The following is a 20,444-nucleotide window of genomic DNA, read 5'->3' on the forward strand; positions in this document are numbered from 1 at the left end:
GTAACTTACTCAACATTAGTCGGATTGCAAGCTGGTTTGATGATAGTAGATCACTATTGACGCAGATCGCTCATATCTGCGATATCAACTGCGACAGCGGCCCCGGCGACGGGATTTCGTGCAAACGTTGGAGGAAGGCGCCGTGGCAACCCAAGCTGATGCACAGGAACTTGCCGCCTTGCGCGCACTTTCGGCCAGCATCGGGCTGAACCCGCATATGACGCAGGCGGCGGGCGGCAACACTTCGCTCAAGGCCGGCGACACGCTGTGGATCAAGGCCTCGGGCACCTGGCTAAAGGATGCGCTCAGCGACGACATCATGGTGCCGGTGGCAATGGCACCGCTGCTCGAGGCCGTCGAACAGCGCGATCCGGCCGCCGACAAACCACGGGCCTTCGCCATCGAACACCTCAATCCGCGTGGCCTGCGCCCGTCGATCGAGACCACGGTGCATGCCTTGATGCCGCAACGCGTGGTTCTGCATGTCCACTGCGTCGACACGATTTCGCTTGCCGTGCAAGCCGATGGCGAGGCCGAGGTCGCCAGGCGGCTGGGCGGCATCGAATGGGCATGGGTGCCTTATTTCCGGCCGGGCCTGCCGCTGGCCCGCGGCATTGCCGAAAAATTGCGGCCCGGGGTTGACGTGCTGATCCTTGGCAATCACGGGCTGGTGGTCGCCGCCGAAACCGTCGCCGAGGCGGAGGCCTTGCTGCACCGTATCCGGTCGCTGCTGGCGCGGCCGGCGCGCGCGACCGCCGCACCCGATGTCACCGCCTTGACGGCGCTGGCCGGCGACTACCGATTGCCGGCGGATGTCGAAGCGCATGCGGTCGCGCTCGATGCGGAAAGCCTGGATATGGCCAAGGCCGGCAGCCTCTATCCGGATCATGTCATCTTCCTCGGCCAGGGTTCGGTCGTGGCGAAGGCGGGCGAGGACGTGGCCGGCGTCATCGCGCGGCTCGGCATGGCACCCGTAGCGATCCTGTTTGCCGGCGCCGGCGTGCTGATGCGCGGCGACGCCAGCGCCGGTGCCGACGCCATGCAGCGTTGTCTTGCCGACGTGACTGCGCGCGTCGATGGCAAGGCGCGGCTGAACTATCTCACCCCCGCCGAGAACGACGAACTGGTCAACTGGGACGCCGAGCAGTATCGCCAGAAGCTCAACGCCGCCAGCATGGCCTGACAGGAGACGGGCGACATGACGCCACTTGTCGTCGGCATCGACATCGGCACCTCCGGCACCCGCGCCGTCGCCATGCGTCCGGATTTTTCCATTGCCGGCCAATCAGCTGTGCCACTCGACAGATTTGGTCAGAATCTCCGCGATCCCCGGACATGGTGGCAAGCGGTCCAGGCGGTGCTTGCGGAACTGCTTTCGGGCATCGACCGCGCCACGGTCCGCACCGTCGCCGTCGACGGCACGTCGGGCACGCTGCTGCCGGTCGACATCGATGGGCGGCCTCTGGCCGAGCCGCTGATGTACAACGACAAGGTCGATGACGGCGACATTCTGGCCATGGTCGCCCGTGAGGCGCCGGCAGCGAGCGCCGCCCACGGGGCGACTTCAGGTCTGGCCAAGGCCCTGCGGTTCCAGCATCTGCCCGGCATAGCGGCCGTGCTGCATCAGGCCGACTGGATCGCCGGCAAGCTGTCCGGACGCTTCGGCATCAGCGACGAGAACAATGCGCTCAAGACCGGCTATGACGTCGAGGCGCGCCGCTGGCCGGACTGGATCGCGGCCACCGGCATGCGCATGGACCTGCTGCCTGATGTCGTCGAACCGGGCGATGTCACCGGCACGCTCACCGCGGCCGCCGCGGAGCTTTTCGGCCTGCCGCGCGATGTGGTCGTAGTTGCCGGCACCACGGACGGCTGTGCCTCGTTCCTGGCGACGGGCGCCGCCGCGGCCGGCGACGGTGTCACGGCGCTGGGTTCCTCGCTGACCATCAAGATCCTGTCCGACCGGCCGATCTCGGCGCCGCGCTTCGGCATCTACAGCCATCGGCTTGGCGATGTGTGGCTGGCGGGCGGCGCCTCGAATTCCGGCGGCAAGGTGCTGGCCCAGTATTTTCCGCTCGCTCGGATCGTCGAACTCAGCGCCATGATCGACCCCACGACCGAGACCGGCCTCGACTACTATCCGCTTGGTGCGGCTGGCGAACGGTTTCCCATCGCCGATCCGGCCTTGCCGCCGCGTCTCACCCCACGGCCTACTGACGATGCCGATTACCTCAAGGCGATGTTCGAGGGCATGGCTGCGATCGAGGCGCTTGGCTACAGCAGGCTGGCCGAACTTGGCACGCCGGCCCTGACCTCCATTCGCAGCGTCGGTGGCGGCGCCGCCAACCCGGTATGGAGCGCTATCCGGCAGCGCAAGCTCGGCGTCGCTTTCCTGCCGGCCCTGTCGGACGAGGCCGCCGCCGGTACGGCACGGCTGGCGCTGAAGGGTGCAAGCGGGGCAGGGCTTCTATGAACACGAAAAAGGTCGAACGTCTCGACGGCATCGAGCCGCTGGCGGAACGCTACCAGGTTTTCCTGCTCGACCAGTTCGGCGTGCTGCATGACGGCCGGGCTCCCTATCCCGGTGCGGTGGAGGCATTGTCGACGCTGAAGCAAGCCGGCAAGACCGTGGTGTTGATCTCCAATTCCGGCAAGCGTGCCAGGCCTAACGAGGATCGCCTGCTGAAGCTTGGCTTCGAGCCGGGCAGTTGGGACCATTTTGTGTCTTCCGGCGAGGTGGCGTGGCAACGGTTCCACGAGATGGCGGCGACAAAAGTATTGCGGTCCGGCACGAAATGCCTGCTGATCAGCCGCGACGGCGACCGCAGCGCGATCGAGGGCTTGCCCTTCGCACTGACGGAGGCTGGCGAAGACGCCGAGCTGGTGCTGATCTCGGCCAGCGAGGGGGACCGCCACGACCTCGACCATTATCGCCAGCTGCTGACCCCGGCGGCAGCGCGGCAAGTGCCGTGCTTCTGCACCAATCCCGACAAGATCATGCTGACCGCCGTCGGACCCCGCTTCGGCGCCGGCGAGATCGCCGATCTCTACGAAGATCTGGGCGGCGGCGTCACCCGCATCGGCAAGCCCTATCCGGCGATCTTCGAGGCAGCGCTCGCACTGGCCGGCGAACCGGAGCGCGGCAGCGTGGTTTGCGTCGGCGACAGCGTCGAACACGATATCGCAGGCGGCAATGGTGCCGGTATCGCAACGGCGCTGGTGCTGGGTGGGATACTGGCCGGCGCGCCTGACCTCGCCGCCGTTTTCGACGAACACAAGGCCTGGCCGGATTACACCACGAGTTCGTTCAGCTTTCGCTGACCGCCGCCAGCATGCGCCTTGCGCTTTCCTCGTCGGTGATCAGGATTGTCGGCGCTATTAGGTTCATCGCTCCCAGCAAGGCCTCGGTCTTCTCCGCGCCGCCGGAGGTCAGAATGCGGATCGGCGCCTTGCGCAGCCGGTCGACATCCACCGACATCACATGTTTGTTGACGGGATGGTCGACCAGATCGCCATTGCGGTCGTAGAAATGGAACAGGAGGTCACCGACGGCGCCGCGCGCCAGCAGCGCCTCCCGGTCCGCTTCCCTGAGGAAGCCACCGCGCGAGAAGGTGGTGGCCGAAGCGATGCCGCCGACGCTCAGCAGAACGGCATCGAGCGCGTCGGCCATTTCAAAAACCTCCTGCAGGCCGCAGCGTTCGACGAGCGCGATCTTGGTCTCGACGCTGTCGACGACGGCCGGCGTCGGCATCAGATAGCCGTCGCCCTGGAAAATCTGGGCGAAGCGCCAGGCGAACTCGGCCGGGTTGACCCGGCGCGCGATGCCGACGCCGCCAAGCAGTGAAATTACCTTGAAATCGGTCAGCGATTTGGCGCTGATGAACGGCAAGGTGTTGAACAGCGTATTGCCCCAGCCGACGCCGACCTGCATGCCGGACTTCATCGCATCGGACAGGAACATGCCGGTCTTGGCGGCGATTGCCGGGATCGGATCGGCATTGGCCGCGGTCAGCGGCGCCACCAGCGCCTGCTGCAGGCCGAAGGTCTTTTCGAGCGCGCGCTCCAGCCGCACGATCTCCAAAAGCTCGCTCTCGATGGTGATCTTGACCTCGTTGCGTGACCGCGCCTCCGCCAGCATGCGCACGATGGTGACGCGGCCGACGCCGAGCACATCGGCGATCTCGTTCTGCGTCATCTGCTCGACGAAATACATCCAGGCGGCGCGGATCCTGAGGCGGTCCGTCCGGCTCTCGCTGACGACCTGCTCGGTCGCTTCGGCTCCTGCCCGCCTTTCGTCGGCTCGCCTTTCGTCGGCCCGCCTTTCGTCGGTTTGTCGTCCCCTGGCCAAATCATCCCTCCCCCGCGGCCGGCCGTGCCGTCGCCGATTCTGCGTGCTGGTCTAGTATCGCCTATTGATCTACCAATCGATAGGAACAATGTAGAGTCGGTGGCCGCCCATTGCAGGCGACCGCACGGCACATTCGAGGCAAACCGCGATGCTCCGACAGATCTCCGAAGATGTCCGCGTCAATCTCAAGGACCGGCTGCGGGAAGTCCGCGACATCATCCGCCAGAGCCGCCATGACGGCGCCAGCGAGGCCAGCCTGCTGCACGAAGCGACCAGCCATTTGCCGCCGTTTCCGGGCAAAGGCATCGAAGGCCTGCTGAGCCATGCCGCGAGTGCCGTCGACGAAGCGCTTTCGATCGCCGAATCCTTCGTCCCGCATGAACGCCCGATAAGGGTGGACGGAACGACCGTAAAAGGCCTCGGCACCTATTTTCCGGCCGGGGACGAAGACCAGCAATTGAGCGCCGAGCGCCTGTTTCGGCGCGACATGTACTATCTGACGAGGGCGGTGCTTGCCGGTCTGAAGATCGACCATGCCCGCATCCATGAAGCCGGGTTCGCGGCCGTCCACGCCACCATGCGCAAGCGCCATGGCGATCTGTTGGCCGCCCTGGCCGCCCCCGATGCCGGACTGCAGGCGATCGCGGCGACATGTTCGGCGTTGCTGGTCGAGTGTCTCGGCCAGCGCCCGATCCGTTTTGATGACACCACCCCGGAAGCGACGGCAATAGGTGACAGGGCGCTCGACGTAAGCTGCCTGGCGCCGGTGGTCCTGGCCTGCGGGCTGGCGACAACCGGCCGCGACGGCGCGCCGGAGCCGGACATGCTGGAGATCGCGATCCTGGCCGCCGATATCCGCCGCGACCGCATCGTCCAGGCCTGCGCCAGGGCGAGCCCGGTCGATGAACTGACACCTGTCTTCGCCACCTTGCTTGCGCATTTGCCGTAAGCTCCAGCAGCAGCGGCCAAAGGAACTACTCCCCGGCTGCCATCGCCGTGATCGTCTTCTTGGCGCGCTGGATCGAGGCCGGGCTCATCGACAGCTCGGTCAAACCCATCTCCAGGAAGGCGGGGATGAGATCCGGCCGACCCGCCGCTTCGCCGCACATGCCCACCATGATGCCGGCTGCAACGCCGGCCCTGGCCGTCAGTTCGATCGCCGACATGACGGCCGGGTTGGTGACGTCGTTGAGCTTCGCAACGGTCGGGTTGAGCCTGTCGGCGGCCATGATGTACTGGGTCAAATCGTTGGTACCGATCGAGAAGAAAGCCACCTCCTTGGCCAGCGCCGGTGCGATCAGCACCGCGGCCGGGGTCTCGATCATCACGCCGAGATCGAATGTCGCGTGCGGCACGCCTTCGGCCTTGAGTTCGGCGGCGCATTCATCGACAAGAACGCGCGTCCGCCGCACCTCGCCAAGATCGGAGACCATCGGCAGCATCACCTTGATGTTGCCGTATATGGCCGCCCTCAGCAGCGCCCTGAGTTGGCGCTTGAAGATATCGGTCCGGTCGAGGCACATGCGTATGCCGCGCCAGCCGAGGAACGGATTTTCCTCGTCGGGAAACTCGATGCCGGCAATCGGCTTGTCGCCGCCGATGTCGAGCGTGCGCACGATGACCGGATAGGGCGCGAACGCCTTGGCCAGCGCCGCATAGGTCTCGGCCTGCATGTCTTCCGACGGCAAGTGCATGTGGCGCATGAACAGGAGCTCGGTGCGGAACAGGCCGACACCCATTGCGCCGGCTTCCTGCGCTGCCTCGATTTCCTCCAGCGAGCCTATATTGGCCGCGACCTCGATGACCCTGCCGTCCGCCAACTTCGGCGTCACCGTCTTGAAGGCGACCAGGCCGGCGCGCTCCCTCGCCGCCGCTTCGACACGGCCGGCGAAATCGGCGCGTGTCGCCGCATCGGGGTCGATGATCACCTGTCCGCTATTGCCATCGAGCGCCACCTCGCGCGCCGCGCGCAAGGCATTGACCTGGTCGCCAAGGCCCAGCACCGCCGGAATGCCATGCGAGCGGGCGATGATGGCGATGTGCGAGGTGGCGCCGCCATGGCCGCACACCACGCCGCCGATGCGTTTCAGCGGCGCACGCGCCAGGTCCCAGGCGCCGATGTCGTCGGCGATCAGGATCGCACCCTGCGGAATACTTTCGAGGCTGACGTCGTCTTGGCCCAGCAGCACCAGGCAGATCTGCCGTCCGACCGCATGGACATCGTCCGCCCGCGCATTGAGGTAATGATCGTCGACGGCGCTGAAATCGGCGGCGATGGTGGAAGCGGCGGTGATCGTGGCCGAGACCGCGTCATTGCCGCCCTTGATCGCCTTCTCGGCCTCGCCGGTCAGGCTGTCGTCGGCGGCGATATCCCTGAGTGCCGCGACGATGCCCCGGTCACCGGCCGACAGACTATCCTGCGCCAGCGCCCGATCCATGCGCGCCTGGACAGCCGCGACGGCGGCGCGGAACCGGTCGATTTCGCCAGAGATTTCTTCTGCCAGCAGCATTCGGCCCTGCCCAGCGATGTCAGGCGGGAAATGCGCGAAGGCCGGCCCGATGGCGACGCCCTCGCTCGCGGCGACACCGCGCAAGCCGTTTGCCTGGCCTGACACGACCGGCGCGGATTGAGGCGCGGGAGCCGCCTCCTTGCCTGCGTCATTCGCCGGGGTGTCTTCGTCGTCGAGACCCGCCTTGGGGTTCTCGAGATAACCGATCAGCGCCTCGATCGCCTCGATGGCGTCGGCGCCGTTCGCCCGCACGGTGACTTCCTGGTTTTCCTTGACCGCCAGCAGCATCAGCTTGACCGAGCTCTTGGCGCTGACCGCCTTGCCGTCCTTGACCAGTTCGACGTCGGATTCGAAAGCCTTTGCGAGCTTGACGAAGCGCGTGGCGGGACGGGCGTGCAAACCTTCATGCACTCTGACGATGGTCGAGCGTTCCATGGCAAATACTCTGCTTTTTTGGGCGCCAAAGCCAGACTGGCCGGGGCGCGAATGCTTTCAGGCGGCGATGGTGATGATCGCGTCTGTCTTCAGGGCGGCCACGAGGGCTTGCGTATCGACCTGCGATGCGCAGATCTCGCCCGGCCTTTCGGCCTCGCTGGCGCCGTTGAACGAGATGACGACGTGGCCCATCTCGAGGACCTTGCTCCAGGCGCTGGAGCCGACGGCGGTTATGACGGCCGAAACCGGGCCAAGGGTGATCGAAGCGCCCTTTTCAGGCGCGCCGTCGCTGGGTCCGATCTCCGTCTGGTGGAGCACGGAGACCTCGGCAAGCTCCGGCGGCGAGCCATCCGCGAACAGGATGACCACCCCCCCTTCGGCGAGGTCCGCCACTTCGGGTCCTATTGCCGTGACCCGTGTCTTGAGAAGAACAGACATATGGCGAACCTCGTTGTTTCTGGTGCTTAGAACACGATCAGGGAGACGATCCAGGCGATCAGCACCGAGACCGGACCCATGATCTGGCGGCTGATGAGCACCGCCGGCACGCCGATTTCGATGGTTTTCGGCTTGGCTTCGCCCAACGCCAGGCCGACCGGGACGAAGTCGCAGCCGACCTGGGTGTTGTAGGCAAACAGCGCCGGCAGTGCCATTGCCGGCGAAATCGTGCCGTTGGCGATCTGCGGGCCGATGATGGCGACGCCGATGACCTGCGCGATGACCGCCCCTGGTCCCAGGATAGGCGACAGGAACGGCAGGCCGCAGATGGCCGAGATGACCAGCAGGCCGACGATGTTGTTGGCCAGCGGTCCCATCGGCTGCGCCAGCACGTCGCCGATGCCGGTGTACAGGATCAGGCCGATGAGCATGGTCACGAAGGCCATGAACGGCAGCACGTTGCGCACCACTTGGTCGATCGTGCGGCGGCCGGCATTGAAGAAGATACCGACCACACGGCCCATGACGCGGCCGATCGAGCTGATCAGGCCGATCAGCCCGCCTTCGCTCGGCAGCGGCTTTGGCGCAGCGGCTGGAGTGCTGGTGTTTGAACCCATCGATGCTGCTCCCCCCGCAGTTGTGACCGCCTCGGAACCGTCCGCCATTGTGACATTGGCCGGTTTCACGCCCGAAACGTAGATATCCTCGGTGATGAACTGGGCGAGCGGCCCAGCCTGGCCGACCGGCGTCAGGTTGACGGTCGGGATACGCTTGCGCGGATAGACGCCGCATCGTGCGGTGCCGCCGCAATCGACGACGACGACCGCCATCTCGCCTTCCACCGGCGGCGCCTTGAAGCCGTCTACGGCTGTGGCGCCGGTCATGTCGGCGATGAGCTGGGCTACGGGATGGATACCGCCTCCGGTGACGGAGACGACCTTGTCGCGCTGCGTGGTCGGCTCGATGACGAGCGGGCCGCCCCAGCCGGTGGAGCCCCGGGAGATCTTTACGGCTTTGTATGTCTTGGCCATGATGTCCTCCCCGCCCTTACAGCTTGACGCCTTGGCGGCGTGCCATGATGGCGGTGATGCGCTCGGTCAGCATGCCCTTGAGCAGGATGACGACGAGACCAACGATCGCGTACCAGATCGCCACCTTGACGTGGTAGCCGGCGACGACAACGCCCCGCTTCTCGAGATCGAGCAAGGCCACGAGCATGCCTCCCCAGACGAAATATTCGCCAGGGTTGATGTGTGGGAAGAGGCCGAGCGGCGGATGCACGTAGGACACGGCCGCGTCGTAGAAGGCGGGCTTGTGCTTCTCCTCCAGGAACGAGCCGAAGGTGTAGGCCATCGGATTGGTGAGGAAGAACACCGCCAGCACCGGCAGCACTGTATAGCGGGTCAGCGCGATGCGGCCAGCACCACGCGCCAGACCGTGGACACGCTCTTCGCCGACCAGTTCAGTGACGGCGTAGAAGGCTGTCATCAGCACGACAAGTGTCGGGATGATGCCGGTGACGAAGCCGGCGAAAACCTCGCCGCCCTTCTGGAATATGCCGATGAAGTACTTGCCGATGGCAGTGAGCCAGCCAAGCTGCTCTTCCTGCTGCACGTTCTTCAGCTGTTCCTTCAACTGATCGGCGGTCACCGGCGCGCTGTCGGTCTGCGCCTGTGCCAGGATCACGAGATGATCGGAAGCATGCTCGACGGCGAGCTTGCCATGCAATGCGGCATCCGAAACCATGGCACCCGCGACATGCAAATTGTGCGCGGCCATGTCGGCATGCTGAGCCAACAACGAAAATACAGACATTTCTCCTCCTTATGCCGGCCCGCCGGGTGATCCCAGTCGGCGCACGGCCTCCTCTATCCCTTTGATCCAGAGGCGGATTCAGATTTCAGGTCGATTTGACCTGAAATCATCCGACTCTAGGCCCTTGCTACGTTCAAGCCGGCCAGGCCCGGCTTCTTCCCCGGCTCCGACCGCGCTTTGTCGATCTGTTCGATCGCCCGCTTCACGGCCTCGGCCACACCGGGTTCCCCCTCCCCCATAATCGCAGGGTTGGACCGGAGTCGATCGAGGGGAACACCCTCGAATTCTTCATGTCGCTTGAATTTGGTGAACACGGAACGGCCGCTCATCACCATCATGCGGCGCACGATCAGGTCAGGCGTCACCACGACCAGCGCGATGGTTCCCTTGGCAAATCGGCCGCGAAAATTGCCGGCGCCGACGAAGCCATCCTTGTATTGGTCGGTGACGCCCCGGAAGACATACGAATAGTGCCGCATCTGCAGCCAGACGCCGAGCGACTGCAGCGCCCACACAATAACCAGCAGAAGCAGTCCCCACTGCCAAATCGCCATTCGGTTCTCCTCCCGAAGCCTCAATTGAAGCGCACCTTGGACCGGCGCGCGACAACAGCAAAGTGAGAACATTTGTTTCCAAGAATGTCAATATGTATGATATTGACCTCAACCACGGTCATCCACAGGGCCGCCGCGCGATTTCGGCGGAGGCACGACTGTGCTAGCCTTGGGGAAACGGGATACAGGAAATGGAACTGCCCTTCAGGGATGAACTGGCCCTCATGCCCGACCTGCGACACCGGTTGCGGCAGCTGCGCTGGTTCCGCGCCACCTTCCGCGGCAGCGCCAAGGTGGTCTCGGAGACATTCGGCGTACGCTTCGAAATCGACGAGGCGAAGTTGACCCGGGCTTTTCTCGACTGGGTCGAGGTCATGGAAGCGCAGAAGCGCTTTGCCGCGATCGACCGCGCCGATTTCATCGTCTTTGCCGCCGGCCTCGTGCTGCGCGAACTGATAAAACAGGCACCGGCCAGGGAGATCTCCGGCCTTACGCAGCTCATCCAAACGGATCAGAACGCCGGCACGCTTGACATCATCCGCTTCTGGCCGGAAGGCTTTCTCTACACCAATTACTGCGTCTCGGTGATTTCGGCCATCTACGAGCAGGAGTTCGGCTCGGCGCCCAGCATCGACAAGTGCGCCGACGACCTGCGCACCTGGTGGTCCTATCGCGAGAACGTCACCGAGATGCCGGCCTATGCCGTGGCTTTCCTCGATCGCTTCCTCGGCGCGGAACCGAACTGGATCACGCCCGACCGCGCACAGTCGCGGCAGGCCATGCAACGAGCGCTGGGATCCTCCCGCGCCAGCGATGCCTTGCGTCAGCTTTGAATTGGACTCTATTAGCCCCTATCACGAGGCCGAGAGTGCCCGCTATTGAACATTTGACTTTTTGTCGATAGCGATGTGCGAATGCTGACAGAGGCCGGGAGAAACGAGTGGCGCCGTCGAGACTGATCATTTTCGATTGCGACGGCGTTCTCGTCGACAGCGAGCCGTTGGCTGCCAAGGCCTATGAACGTGTCTACGATAAGCATGGCATGCCGGGCGTTCACGGCGGCATCATCGCCCAGTGCGTCGGTATGAAACAGGCCGACATCATCGTCAGGATCAAGGAGTTGACCGGCCATCAGTTTCCCGCGGCGGCCGACAGCGATATCTGGGCGGAAACCAAGGTACTTTTTACCGAAGAGTTGAAGCCAACGCCTGGAATAGGCTCGTTTCTGGAAACGCTTGCAGGCGATCGCTGCGTTGCCTCGTCATCCTCCGTCGAGCGCATCCACCACAGCCTGGCGGTGACCGGCCTGGCACGCTTCTTTGGCGAAGCCATCTACAGCTCCTCGATGGTCAAGAACGGCAAGCCGGCGCCTGACATTTTCCTGTTCGCTGCTGCGAAGATGGGCGCCAACCCGGGGGACTGCATCGTCATCGAGGATTCGCCTTTCGGCATCCAGGGCGCGGTTGCCGCCGGCATGACGGCGATCGGCTATACCGGCGGCGGACATACCTATGCCGAACATGCCGCACGGTTGACGGCGGCCGGCGCCGATTTCATCTGCGCCGACTGGCATGAAGTTAGCCGGCAATTGTCGGGGCTCGGCGTACCGGCTTAGCTAGTAAAGCCTAAGGCGGGCCCATTGGTCGCGCGGGATCACCGGGCCCACACGGAAATTAAAGGACAGGACCCTCGTCGCATTGGTGTCGACCTCGCACCGGAAGCCCAAATGATACCAAGTGGTTGTGGTGCGGAAGGCTACATCCGAGCCCTCAACAACATTGCCCGCTCTAAGTGGAACACTTGGGATCAGGTCGGGAAAGTAAGAGGCATCCAGCAATTGCTGCTGCAATACGCTGGCACAAAGTTTGGCTGCCCGCTGACTGCGCGGCAAACCATCCATCGAGGTCGTGGCCAGCGCGTCACCCGTAGCGCCCTGCGAGTAAAGCCTGCGAACGCCCGGAAGGCCTGAATACCTGCGCGATGCGGCGCTGGCTACATCAGTGGAACTTGGGCTTCCGGCGCCCCCACTTCGGGACTTCGCAACCTTTGAAGAGCTGGGCTTCGGTGTATGTGTCGGTTTAGGTTCCGGCTTCGCACCCGACATTGGAAGCTCGACCTCACCGTCCCCGTCGGTGGCCCACGGCGTTGGTGCCGCGCCTATCTGCTTGGCGGCGTCCTGCACTCCCGCCTGCTGTTTGGCGGCCTGCTGCCTATCTGCGTCCTGGGTCAGAGCTGCCTGCTTCTCCTGCGCGGGTTCGGTGTCCTTCGCGTCGGTCACCGGCTTGTCGCCGACCTCCGCTGAATCCGCCGACTTCTCGGTCCTTGGAAGCGCGTCGGTTTTGGTCTCGGCAGGCTTCTTCACGACAGTCGGCTTCGAATCCTCATTCTTGGTCGGCGACGGAGAACTGTCTTGAGCGCTGGCCCCATCCAGCGACTTCCGGGGACCCGCATCCTTGTCGCCGAACTGAAAAACGGGCTTCAGCACCTCGACTGCCGGAGGCTTCTGCGGCTGCATTTCCGGCCGAGGCGGCTTTTCAACCTTCTGCTCGGGCGGCTTTTCGGCTTCCTTTGGCGGCGGCGGGGGAACAGGTTTCGGTTTTGGCTGATCGGATGGAGGCACGAGCGCGACATTGACCGGCTCCTCCTCCTGCGGCTGTTGGCGAGGTGTGGGCAGGCCGTAGATCAGGAGCGCAGCGACAAGCGCATGCAGGATCAGCGATGCGGGAATACCCCACAGCAAATTCCGACGCCGCTCTCCTGTCTCGCCCTTCATCCTGACCGATGTGGAATGAAATAGCGGCGGCTTCAAGCATCGGCATTGGATTGGCGCAATTTAGCCGCTGACAGCTTGTCGACTTGGATCATTATACCCCGCCGGAGAGGACAATCGTGCCCGCCTGCCGGCCTAATTCAGTGGCCACCGAGTTAATTTACGGCCCGCCCATTCGCCGGGCGGTATCAATGACCCGACACGAAAGTTGAAGGACAGCACCCTCGTCGCATTGTCGTCGACCTCGCACCGGAAGTTCAGATTATACCATTGGGTTCTGGTGCTGAAGGCGGCCTTCGGAGGATTGAGGACATTGCCTGCGTCCAGCGGGTTATTTGGCACCCATTTGATCGCATAGTCAGCACTCTGCAATTCCTGGCTCAAAACATTGCCGCAAAGGTTGGCGACGCGCTGACCGCGCGGCACGTTCTCCATGGAGCTTGCGGCCAGCGCATCGCCGGTAGCGCCCTGCGAGTAGAGTTTTCGAACACCCGGAAGGCCGGAATAGATCGGCGATCCTGCAGCGGCGTTGTTCGCGGGACTTGACTTCCCTCCTTTGCCGCTTTGGGCCTTGAAGGCTCGCGCGGATTTGAAACTCATCGTCTTTGCAGGTTTGGGCTTTGCCTTTTCGGCTGAGGGCGGCGGTGCTGACTTGTCGCGGTCCTCGGCTGCCAATGGCTTTGGCGCCACGGCGGCCTGCTTCTCGTCGGTTTGCGGCGCCACCTCCTGTTGGTCTGGCTGCTGTTTGTCAGTATCCTCGGTCGGCTGCTTCTCCTCGTTTTGCGGCGGCTTGGCGTCCGGCGAGGCGGTTACCGGCTTCTCCTGAGCCTTGGCGGAATCTGGCTGTTGCTCGGGATTTGCAGCCGGGGCGGACTGGATCGGTGCGGGCTTCGGTGCGACCGGCGGCTTCGCGGCCTCATCTTTGGCCGGCGACGGCGCATTGGGTTGAGCGCTGCCTCCGTCGAGAGATTTCTCCGGCCCGGTATCCTTCTCGCCATACTGGAAAACACGCTTCAGGACCGGAGTGTTCTCCGGTTTGGGCGGCTGCTCGGGCGGCTTTTCGACCTTGGGCTCCGGCGGGTCTTCGGCTTTGGCTACCTTTGGCGGCGGAGGAACAGGTTTCGGCTTCGGCTGATCGGGCGGAGGCACGATCGCGACATTGACCGGCTGCTCCTCTTGCTGCCGTTGCGGAGGCTTGGCCAAGCCGTAGACGAGGGCCGCCACGATGAACACATGCAGGATCAGCGATGCGGGGATGCCCCACAACAGATTCCGGCGCTGTTCTCCTGTCTCGCCCTTCATCCCTTTCGATGTGGAATGAAATAGCGGCAGCTTCAAGCAGAAGCACTCCACTGGCGCAAACTCGCCGCTGACAGCTTGGTGATCGCAGGAAGATCAGCCCAGGATCCCATCTAGAAACTGTTCATCGAACCGCGTTTCCCCAAACCAGTTCAGACGGTTGATGGTGACGAAGCCTGCATCGATCGCCTCATTCTCGTCGCCCGGCTCGCTTGCATGAGCGCGGCCGCGCGGCACGGTGATAACCGTGCGATCGCCGTCGCTTTCCATGGTTTCGGCCTTGCGGCCGATCTTGTCACGGCCGATACGCGGTTGGCGGATTTCGGCCGGCAGCGTGGTCGGCAGGTTGACGCTCAACCAATGCCCCTCTCTTGTCCAGTCGGCACACGATTGCCATAGCAAGGCGATCAACTTGCCCAGCCATTCGTCATCGGCATCGCTGAAATCAGGATTTTTCACGCGCGAAAAGCCGATCGCCGGTACGCCCCAGAAAGTCGCTTCGCGGGCGATGCCGAGCGTGCCGGAATAGGCGATATCCTCGGCAACGTTGCGGCCGTCGTTGACGCCCGACAATACGAGGTCGGGTTTCGGTTCATCTGCGAATAGCCACGTCATGGCACTCACCACGCAATCGGCCGGCGTGCCCGAGCACGAATACCAGTTCGGCTTGACGCACCGCATCGTCAGCGGCCTGGCGATGGTCAGTGACGACCCGGCGGCGGTGCGCTTGCCGTCCGGCGCGACCACCCAGACATCGTCGCTCAACCCGCGGGCTGCGTTGACGAGCCGGGCAAGTCCCGGCGCTTCGATGCCATCATCGTTGCAGATCAGGATTCTCATTATCTGCTCCCTTGCCGCACCGTGATGCGTTGGCCCGTACGCCATTGCGTGAGCAACGACGGGATATGGTTTTTCAGGTCGCCAAGAAGATCGGGGGTGCAGGAATGGCCCAGCGCCGGGGGGCGTCCGGCCTTCTCCCAGATGCCGATATTGCCCGACAGTGTCGGATGGGTGGGCATGCGTATCCAGTCCGCCCGGCCGGCCCTGTGCATGAGATCGCCTGGGGAGCCTGCCGGCAGATGCCCGGTGAGCAGCACCGGAAACCCGGCATGGTCGGCGCGAGGCAGCAGGCGCGACGACGGGCCAGCCTCGCCCATGCCGTCATCGGCCAGCAACGGCAGCGATGGCAGCGGATCGGCATCAGTCCAGTCCGCCGCGCCCCGCAGGCGGGCAAGCAAGAACTCGGAAATGCCGGGCAACAGGGACACAGTCGCGCCGATCTGCGCTTCCAGCGACGAACGCATGCCGGCGTGGATGGCGAACGGCCCGGGCAAGGCCGCGACCAGTTCCAGCGACCGTCCTGACAGCGGCGTCGGCAAGAGACATCCCTGGGGATGTCGCGCCACCCATTGAGAAATTTCACGCGCGCGCGCCGCTCCCGACACGGGATCGGCGCCGTAGGAGGCATCGAAGACCAGGAGATCGCAGTGCGGGATCGTGTCCATGACGAACACATTGCTGTCCGGCACCACATCGGCCGAGTAGGCGACGCGGCTTGTCCCGTCATCGACGGCGAACCAGACGCCGCCGACGACATGGCCGGACCGCCCGGTCCTGACCGTCAGATTGCCGCTTGTCAGGGTGTCGCCTGGTTCGAACAGCTCGATCCGATCTTCGGGCAAGGGAAATTGCCTGAAATCCGCCGGCTCGGCATAGGCGGCAAGCGTGGCCGGCGTCTCGCCGCGGGTCTCCGCGGTCATGAAGATCGGACCGCCATAGCCGCGCGACAGCAGCCAACTCAGCGCGCCGACATGATCCTCATGAGCGTGCGAGACAAAGACGGCGTCGATATCGTCAACCGGCCCCTCCAGTGCCGGATAATATTCCGGCCCCGCGGCGCCGACCTTGATGCCGACATCGAGCAGGATGCGATCCTCGCCGCTGCTCACGGCGAGGCTGGTGCGGCCCTTTTCACCGAAGCCCCCGAGCAGATCCAGCATCATCACGCGATTGCTCCCGCCGCCGGGATCAGCCAGCCGGATTTTATACGCAGCCGCGCCTGCGCCCCGTTCTCCAGCACGACCGGGTCGGGCTGCTCGAAATGCAAGGTGAGATCGGGACCGGCCATGGGCGTGAATTCGATGCGCGCCGCGCCGCCCTGGTAGACCGCCCGCTTGACCAGACCGTCGAAGCCCGAGGCATCGGTCGAAAGCTCGATATCGGCGGAGCGGCAGCAGATCCTGGCGCCGGCGCGCGGCCGCTCGCCAGGCCGGCAACGGACCGCCAGCTCGGTTCCGAGAACCCGGACCTTGCAACGGCCGCTTTCCTCGCCGGCCAGCACGTCCGCCGGAAGCAGGATACCTTGCGAAATGAATGAAGCGACCATTTCATTTGCCGGCTCATGATAGAGTTCACGCGGTGTCGCCAGTTGCACCAGGCGTCCACGATCCATCACCGCGATGCGATCGGCCAGCGCCATCGCCTCCGCCTGGTCATGGGTAATGTAGACGATGGTCGTGCCCGTGCGCTTGTGGAAGGCGGCGAACTCGTCCTCCATCGAGGCCCTGAGATGGACGTCGAGATTGGCGAGCGGCTCGTCGAACAGCACGAGCGAGGGTGCCGCCACCAGGCAACGAGCCAAAGCCACGCGCTGGCGCTGGCCGCCGGAAAGATTGGCCGGCCGGCGCTCACCCAGGCCCTGCAGGTTGACCAGGGCAAGCGCGTCTTCCACTTTTTGACGCGCAACCGCCTTGTCGAGTCTGGCCACCTTCAGCGAATAGCCGATATTCTCGGCGACGCTCATGTGCGGCCATAGCGCGTAATTCTGGAAGACGATGCCGACGCGCCGCTTTTCCGGCGCGACGCTGCCGCCGCTGTTCGAAACGACATCGTTGCCGATGCGGATTTCGCCCGAGGTCACCTTCTCGAATCCCGCCACCAGCCGCAGCAACGTCGTCTTGCCGCAGCCGGAAGGCCCGAGCACCGCCAGAAACTCGCCGTCGCCGACGTCGATCGAGACATCCTTCACGGCGTCGAAATCGGCGAAGCTCTTGGTCACATGGTCCAGGGTCAGTCGCGCCATGGCAGAACTCCGCTCGGAAGATGAGGGGCAAGCAGGTTGGTCACCAGCATCAGCAAGAAGGTGACGGCGACCGTGATGACGGACATCGCCGCCGCGTAGTTGGAATCGCCGCCCTGCTCGAAGGAGAACATCACCACGCCGATGGTCTCAGAGCCCGACGACCACAGCAATGCCGAGACCGTGAGTTCGCTGAGCGCCGTCATGAAGATCAGCAGGCCGCCTGCAATCGCCGCCGGAGCGACCAGCGGAAAAACGATGGTGCGCATGCGCGTGAACAGGCCGGCGCCCGCCACCTGTGCGGCCTCTTCGAGTGCCCGGTCGATCTGGTGATAGCCGCTGATCGTCGGCCGCAGCGCCAGCACCAGGAAGCGGGCGAGATAGGCGTAGAGGATGATCCAGACGGTGTTGTAGAGCTGGATGCCGGTCAGCGGGATCGGCCGCAGGAAGAGCAGCAGCGAAGCGATCGCCAGCACCACGCCGGGCAAGGCGTAGGGCAGTTCGACCGACAGGTTGAGCAGGCGCACCCAGCGCTGCTTGCCCCAGGCGATGAGATAGCCGATCGGCACGGCAACGATGACGGCGAAGAACGCTGCCGCGATCGACAGCCAGAAGCTGTTGAAGAAGGCGCGGTTGGCGGCATCATGCTCGAACAGCACGAAACGGTAATTGTCGAGCGTCGCCGTCTTGGCGGTGAGCGCGATGCCATAGCCCGGCACCAGCGAGGTCAGCACCAGTCCGAACAACGGCAGGACCAGCACCAATGCGATCAGCAGCCACATGCCGGCCTGGACGGCCGGCCGCCAGCGGCCGAGTTCATAAGGTTCGGCCGGCAGCGATGTCGAGGAGATGCGGTAGTCCCGGCGGCGGCTCATCACCTCCTGCGCGAGGATGCCGGCCATGGCGATGATGCCGATCAGCACCGAAAGGAACGCGGTCTCGCCGAGCACCGCCGGACCGCCGCCGGCCAGCTTCTGATAGATCAGCGTCGGCAGCACCAGGTAGTTGGCGGGGATGCCGAGAAAGGCGGGAATGCCGAAATTGCCGACGCAGGAGACGAAGGCAAGTGCGGCCGCCGCCATGATGGACGGCGTCATCAAGGGCAACACGATGGTGACCAGTACGGTGAACCAGTTCGCACCGCCGGCCCGCGCCGCCTCGACCAGTTCGCGCGGCAGCTTGCGCAGGCCGGCCCGCACCAGCAGGAAAACCAGCGGACCGTATTGTACGCCAAGCAGCAGGATGATGCCCGAGGTCGAGTAGAGCGGATTCTTCGTGCCGAGCGGCGGCGCCGCCCCGAACAGTCTTAGCAACGGGCTCGCCGGGCCGAACAGTTGCAGCCAGGCCAGCGCCGTCACCTGCGGCGCGATCATCAGCGGCATGACGTAGCAGAGCACCAGGGCGCTTCGGCCACGTATGTCGGTCAACGAGACGAGCACGGCCACCAGCGTTCCCGACAGCACCGCCAGAAGAGTGCCGCCGATGCCGACGACCAGCGTGTGCCAGGTCGCGATCCAGGTTGCCGGGCTTCTCAGCCCGGCCTCCACGGCCACGGTCGACAAGACGCCGCCGGGCGCCACGATCTCCTTGACGAGGCGCAGCATGGGCAGCAGTGAAAGCAGGACGATGACGACGGCCACCGCCGCAGTCAGGACCATTTCCTGGCCCCGGCTCTCCCTGATGCGTGTCGGCATGGTTACGTGTCCTGGGGATCGATGCGACCGGATGCGGGTTCATTTTGGCGCAATTCCGGACGGAAAACCGCTTCGCACTTTTCCTGGAATTGCTCTGGCGAAGCGGGCGGAGATGCCGTCTGGACGGCACCCCGCCGCGATCGACGGCTCAGCCGCCGAACAGTTCCTGGAACTTCGCCTTGTCGGCCTCGGTCCTGGCGACGATCGCCTTCGTATCGAACGGCATCACCTTGACTTTGACGCCTTCGGGCAGCCAGTCGGGACGACCGACCGAGGCGCGTGCCGGCAGGTAGCCCATCGACAGCGCCAGCTTCTGGCCTTCATCGGACAGAATGAAGTCGACGAACTTCTTGGCGCCATCGACGTTCTTGGCCGTCTTCATGATGGCGACCGGCTCGGTCACGGCAGGCACGCCTTCGCTGGGGAAAACGAACTCGACCGGCGAGCCCTTCTTCTTGGCGTTCATCGCCATGAAGTCAACGAGGATGCCGTAAGGCTTCTCGCCCGAAGCCACCGACTTCAGCACCGCGCCATTGCCGCGTACGCTGACGGTGTTGTTGGTCTTCAGCTTCTGGAAGAAATCCCAGCCATAGTTGGTATCGCCGGCGAACCCGGAAAGCAGGTAGGCAGCCGCACCCGAATAGAGCGGGCTCGGCATGACCAGGCCATCGGCATAGGCGGGCTTGGCGAGATCGGCCCAATGCTGCGGCTTTTCGGCGGCGGCGGTGTTGTAGACGATGCCGGTGGTGATCAGCTTGCTGCCGAAATAGGTCTTGTCTGCGTCATAGGCATCCGCATCGATGCCGTCGAGCTTGGCCTCGGGATAGGCCATCAGCCGGTCGTCCTTCTTCAGCAGTTCCATCGAGACCGCGTCGGCGATCAGCAGCACGTCGGGCTGCGGGCTGCCGGCGGCGAACTCGGCCGCCATTTTGGTCAGGATGTCGCTGGTTCCGGAGCGATAGATGGTGACGTCGATGCCGGGTTGCGCCTTCTTGAAGGCGTCCACGGTCTTGGCCGCGTCGGCTTCCGGCTGGGATGTGTAGAGTGTCAGTGTTTCGGCATTTGCCACGCCGGCAAACAAAGTAGCCGCGAGCGCCAACTGGCTGGCCAGCAGCTTGATGAATAGCGTCTTCATGGAGACCTCCTGTCTTGTCTGTGCATGACCGGTCTGGCCCTGGCCAGCACCCCGTCTCTTCCTCCCTGCACGGCGCATATGACTGGTGGATGACACAGCGCGCCTACGCTGGGATCAAGATGAAATCAGGGCCGCCTCCTCTCGCGAGAAGCGCAGCGACGCCATATAGCCGCGAACGGGAGATCGTGGAACCATTGTTCCACGATCCTCTTTCGCGGTAGCCTTGCGTAAGGCTCAGCCGGGATGAATCCGGGTGGGCGGGCAGGAGGTAAAGTGGCCCGATGTCGCTGCTACACCAGCATGCCCATCGGGTTCTCGATCAGCTTCTTGAAGGCGACCAGCAGTTCGGCCCCCAGGGCTCCGTCGA

The 20,444-nt window shown here is 64.2% G+C and carries 19 protein-coding genes; 6 read left to right on the forward strand and 13 right to left on the reverse strand.

The genetic code is table 11. The features are described 5' to 3' along the window. Window positions 1–142 precede the first annotated feature (142 nt). The 3 genes from LB543_RS15435 to LB543_RS15445 are packed head-to-tail and all read left to right on the forward strand — an operon-like array spanning window position 143 to window position 3,321. Complete coding sequence (locus LB543_RS15435) at window positions 143–1,183, forward strand: class II aldolase/adducin family protein (protein WP_140754415.1); 1,041 nt, start codon at window positions 143–145, stop codon at window positions 1,181–1,183. 15 nt (window positions 1,184–1,198) lie between these two features. Beyond that, complete coding sequence (locus tag LB543_RS15440; RefSeq protein ID WP_140754417.1) at window positions 1,199–2,473, forward strand: FGGY-family carbohydrate kinase; 1,275 nt, start codon at window positions 1,199–1,201, stop codon at window positions 2,471–2,473. After that, a complete protein-coding gene (locus tag LB543_RS15445) occupies window positions 2,470–3,321 on the forward strand; it encodes a TIGR01459 family HAD-type hydrolase (protein WP_140754419.1) in 852 nt (283 codons plus the stop codon). Before LB543_RS15440 ends, LB543_RS15445 begins: the two co-directional genes overlap by 4 nt. Here the strand turns inward: LB543_RS15445 and LB543_RS15450 are convergent. Beyond that, the gene (locus tag LB543_RS15450) at window positions 3,308–4,348 is read right to left on the reverse strand and encodes a sugar-binding transcriptional regulator (protein WP_224614645.1); all 1,041 of its coding nucleotides are present in this window, start codon (window positions 4,346–4,348) and stop codon (window positions 3,308–3,310) included. The genes LB543_RS15445 and LB543_RS15450 overlap by 14 nt on opposite strands. Before the next feature lie 148 nt (window positions 4,349–4,496). Between LB543_RS15450 and LB543_RS15455 the strand changes: the two genes are divergently transcribed. After that, the gene (locus LB543_RS15455; protein WP_140754421.1) at window positions 4,497–5,297 is read left to right on the forward strand and encodes a hypothetical protein; all 801 of its coding nucleotides are present in this window, start codon (window positions 4,497–4,499) and stop codon (window positions 5,295–5,297) included. A gap of 25 nt (window positions 5,298–5,322) precedes the next feature. Here the strand turns inward: LB543_RS15455 and ptsP are convergent, their stop codons facing one another. The 5 genes from ptsP to LB543_RS15480 form a co-directional block, all read right to left on the reverse strand. Beyond that, window positions 5,323–7,293 carry a phosphoenolpyruvate--protein phosphotransferase gene (ptsP, locus tag LB543_RS15460; protein ID WP_224614646.1) on the reverse strand — a complete coding sequence of 657 codons (1,971 nt, stop codon included), beginning with the start codon at window positions 7,291–7,293 and terminating at the stop codon, window positions 5,323–5,325. Window positions 7,294–7,350: 57 nt separating this feature from the next. Further along, on the reverse strand, window positions 7,351–7,731 hold the full coding sequence (locus LB543_RS15465; RefSeq protein WP_140754425.1) for a PTS glucitol/sorbitol transporter subunit IIA: 381 nt from the start codon (window positions 7,729–7,731) through the stop codon (window positions 7,351–7,353). A 26-nt stretch (window positions 7,732–7,757) separates the two neighbouring features. Continuing rightward, window positions 7,758–8,762: a PTS glucitol/sorbitol transporter subunit IIB gene (locus tag LB543_RS15470; RefSeq protein WP_140809553.1), complete on the reverse strand. Its 1,005-nt coding sequence runs from the start codon at window positions 8,760–8,762 to the stop codon at window positions 7,758–7,760. Window positions 8,763–8,778: 16 nt separating this feature from the next. Further along, entirely contained in the window at window positions 8,779–9,546 is a 768-nt protein-coding gene (locus tag LB543_RS15475) for a PTS glucitol/sorbitol transporter subunit IIC (RefSeq protein ID WP_140754429.1), read from the reverse strand. 116 nt (window positions 9,547–9,662) lie between these two features. Next, a complete protein-coding gene (locus tag LB543_RS15480) occupies window positions 9,663–10,100 on the reverse strand; it encodes a transcriptional regulator GutM (RefSeq protein ID WP_224614647.1) in 438 nt (145 codons plus the stop codon). A gap of 191 nt (window positions 10,101–10,291) precedes the next feature. On the opposite strand from LB543_RS15480, the gene LB543_RS15485 reads away from it, so the two are divergent. Together LB543_RS15485 and LB543_RS15490 are read left to right on the forward strand one after the other, a co-directional pair. Beyond that, window positions 10,292–10,933, forward strand: coding sequence for a hypothetical protein (locus tag LB543_RS15485; protein WP_224614648.1), 642 nt, complete (start codon window positions 10,292–10,294; stop codon window positions 10,931–10,933). 107 nt (window positions 10,934–11,040) lie between these two features. After that, window positions 11,041–11,715 carry an HAD family hydrolase gene (locus LB543_RS15490; protein ID WP_140754433.1) on the forward strand — a complete coding sequence of 225 codons (675 nt, stop codon included), beginning with the start codon at window positions 11,041–11,043 and terminating at the stop codon, window positions 11,713–11,715. On the opposite strand, the gene LB543_RS15495 is transcribed toward LB543_RS15490, so the two are convergent. From LB543_RS15495 to LB543_RS15525, 7 genes are all read right to left on the reverse strand, one after another. Beyond that, entirely contained in the window at window positions 11,716–12,873 is a 1,158-nt protein-coding gene (locus tag LB543_RS15495; protein WP_224614649.1) for a DUF930 domain-containing protein, read from the reverse strand. 132 nt (window positions 12,874–13,005) lie between these two features. Then, window positions 13,006–14,172 (reverse strand): DUF930 domain-containing protein, encoded by a 1,167-nt coding sequence (locus tag LB543_RS15500; RefSeq protein ID WP_224614657.1) that lies wholly within the window; start codon window positions 14,170–14,172, stop codon window positions 13,006–13,008. Window positions 14,173–14,265: 93 nt separating this feature from the next. Next, entirely contained in the window at window positions 14,266–15,009 is a 744-nt protein-coding gene (surE, locus tag LB543_RS15505) for a 5'/3'-nucleotidase SurE (RefSeq protein ID WP_224614650.1), read from the reverse strand. Further along, a complete protein-coding gene (locus tag LB543_RS15510) occupies window positions 15,009–16,172 on the reverse strand; it encodes an MBL fold metallo-hydrolase (RefSeq protein ID WP_224614658.1) in 1,164 nt (387 codons plus the stop codon). Before LB543_RS15510 ends, surE begins: the two co-directional genes overlap by 1 nt. Further along, a complete protein-coding gene (locus LB543_RS15515; protein ID WP_224614651.1) occupies window positions 16,172–17,251 on the reverse strand; it encodes an ABC transporter ATP-binding protein in 1,080 nt (359 codons plus the stop codon). The genes LB543_RS15510 and LB543_RS15515 overlap by 1 nt, the downstream gene beginning before the upstream one ends. Further along, the gene (locus LB543_RS15520) at window positions 17,239–18,942 is read right to left on the reverse strand and encodes an ABC transporter permease (protein WP_224614652.1); all 1,704 of its coding nucleotides are present in this window, start codon (window positions 18,940–18,942) and stop codon (window positions 17,239–17,241) included. Before LB543_RS15520 ends, LB543_RS15515 begins: the two co-directional genes overlap by 13 nt. 148 nt (window positions 18,943–19,090) lie before the next feature. Further along, window positions 19,091–20,077, reverse strand: a complete 987-nt coding sequence (locus LB543_RS15525) for an ABC transporter substrate-binding protein (protein WP_140809564.1) — start codon at window positions 20,075–20,077, stop codon at window positions 19,091–19,093. Window positions 20,078–20,444 lie beyond the last annotated feature (367 nt).

It is taken from the genome of Mesorhizobium sp. ESP7-2, assembly GCF_020164715.1.
Lineage (GTDB): Bacteria > Pseudomonadota > Alphaproteobacteria > Rhizobiales > Rhizobiaceae > Mesorhizobium.

Bases quoted from the DNA above. Each gene is read 5' to 3' on its own strand.
- LB543_RS15455 (WP_140754421.1), top strand. From the start codon at position 4,497: ATGCTCCGACAGATCTCCGAAGATGTCCGCGTCAATCTCAAGGACCGG.
- LB543_RS15495 (WP_224614649.1), bottom strand. From the start codon at position 12,873: ATGAAGGGCGAGACAGGAGAGCGGCGTCGGAATTTGCTGTGGGGTATT.
- LB543_RS15510 (WP_224614658.1), bottom strand. From the start codon at position 16,172: ATGATGCTGGATCTGCTCGGGGGCTTCGGTGAAAAGGGCCGCACCAGC.
- LB543_RS15440 (WP_140754417.1), top strand. From the start codon at position 1,199: ATGACGCCACTTGTCGTCGGCATCGACATCGGCACCTCCGGCACCCGC.
- LB543_RS15520 (WP_224614652.1), bottom strand. From the start codon at position 18,942: ATGCCGACACGCATCAGGGAGAGCCGGGGCCAGGAAATGGTCCTGACT.
- surE (WP_224614650.1), bottom strand. From the start codon at position 15,009: ATGAGAATCCTGATCTGCAACGATGATGGCATCGAAGCGCCGGGACTT.
- LB543_RS15525 (WP_140809564.1), bottom strand. From the start codon at position 20,077: ATGAAGACGCTATTCATCAAGCTGCTGGCCAGCCAGTTGGCGCTCGCG.
- LB543_RS15465 (WP_140754425.1), bottom strand. From the start codon at position 7,731: ATGTCTGTTCTTCTCAAGACACGGGTCACGGCAATAGGACCCGAAGTG.
- LB543_RS15500 (WP_224614657.1), bottom strand. From the start codon at position 14,172: ATGAAGGGCGAGACAGGAGAACAGCGCCGGAATCTGTTGTGGGGCATC.
- LB543_RS15470 (WP_140809553.1), bottom strand. From the start codon at position 8,762: ATGGCCAAGACATACAAAGCCGTAAAGATCTCCCGGGGCTCCACCGGC.
- LB543_RS15445 (WP_140754419.1), top strand. From the start codon at position 2,470: ATGAACACGAAAAAGGTCGAACGTCTCGACGGCATCGAGCCGCTGGCG.
- LB543_RS15475 (WP_140754429.1), bottom strand. From the start codon at position 9,546: ATGTCTGTATTTTCGTTGTTGGCTCAGCATGCCGACATGGCCGCGCAC.
- LB543_RS15485 (WP_224614648.1), top strand. From the start codon at position 10,292: ATGGAACTGCCCTTCAGGGATGAACTGGCCCTCATGCCCGACCTGCGA.
- LB543_RS15515 (WP_224614651.1), bottom strand. From the start codon at position 17,251: ATGGCGCGACTGACCCTGGACCATGTGACCAAGAGCTTCGCCGATTTC.
- ptsP (WP_224614646.1), bottom strand. From the start codon at position 7,293: ATGGAACGCTCGACCATCGTCAGAGTGCATGAAGGTTTGCACGCCCGT.
- LB543_RS15480 (WP_224614647.1), bottom strand. From the start codon at position 10,100: ATGGCGATTTGGCAGTGGGGACTGCTTCTGCTGGTTATTGTGTGGGCG.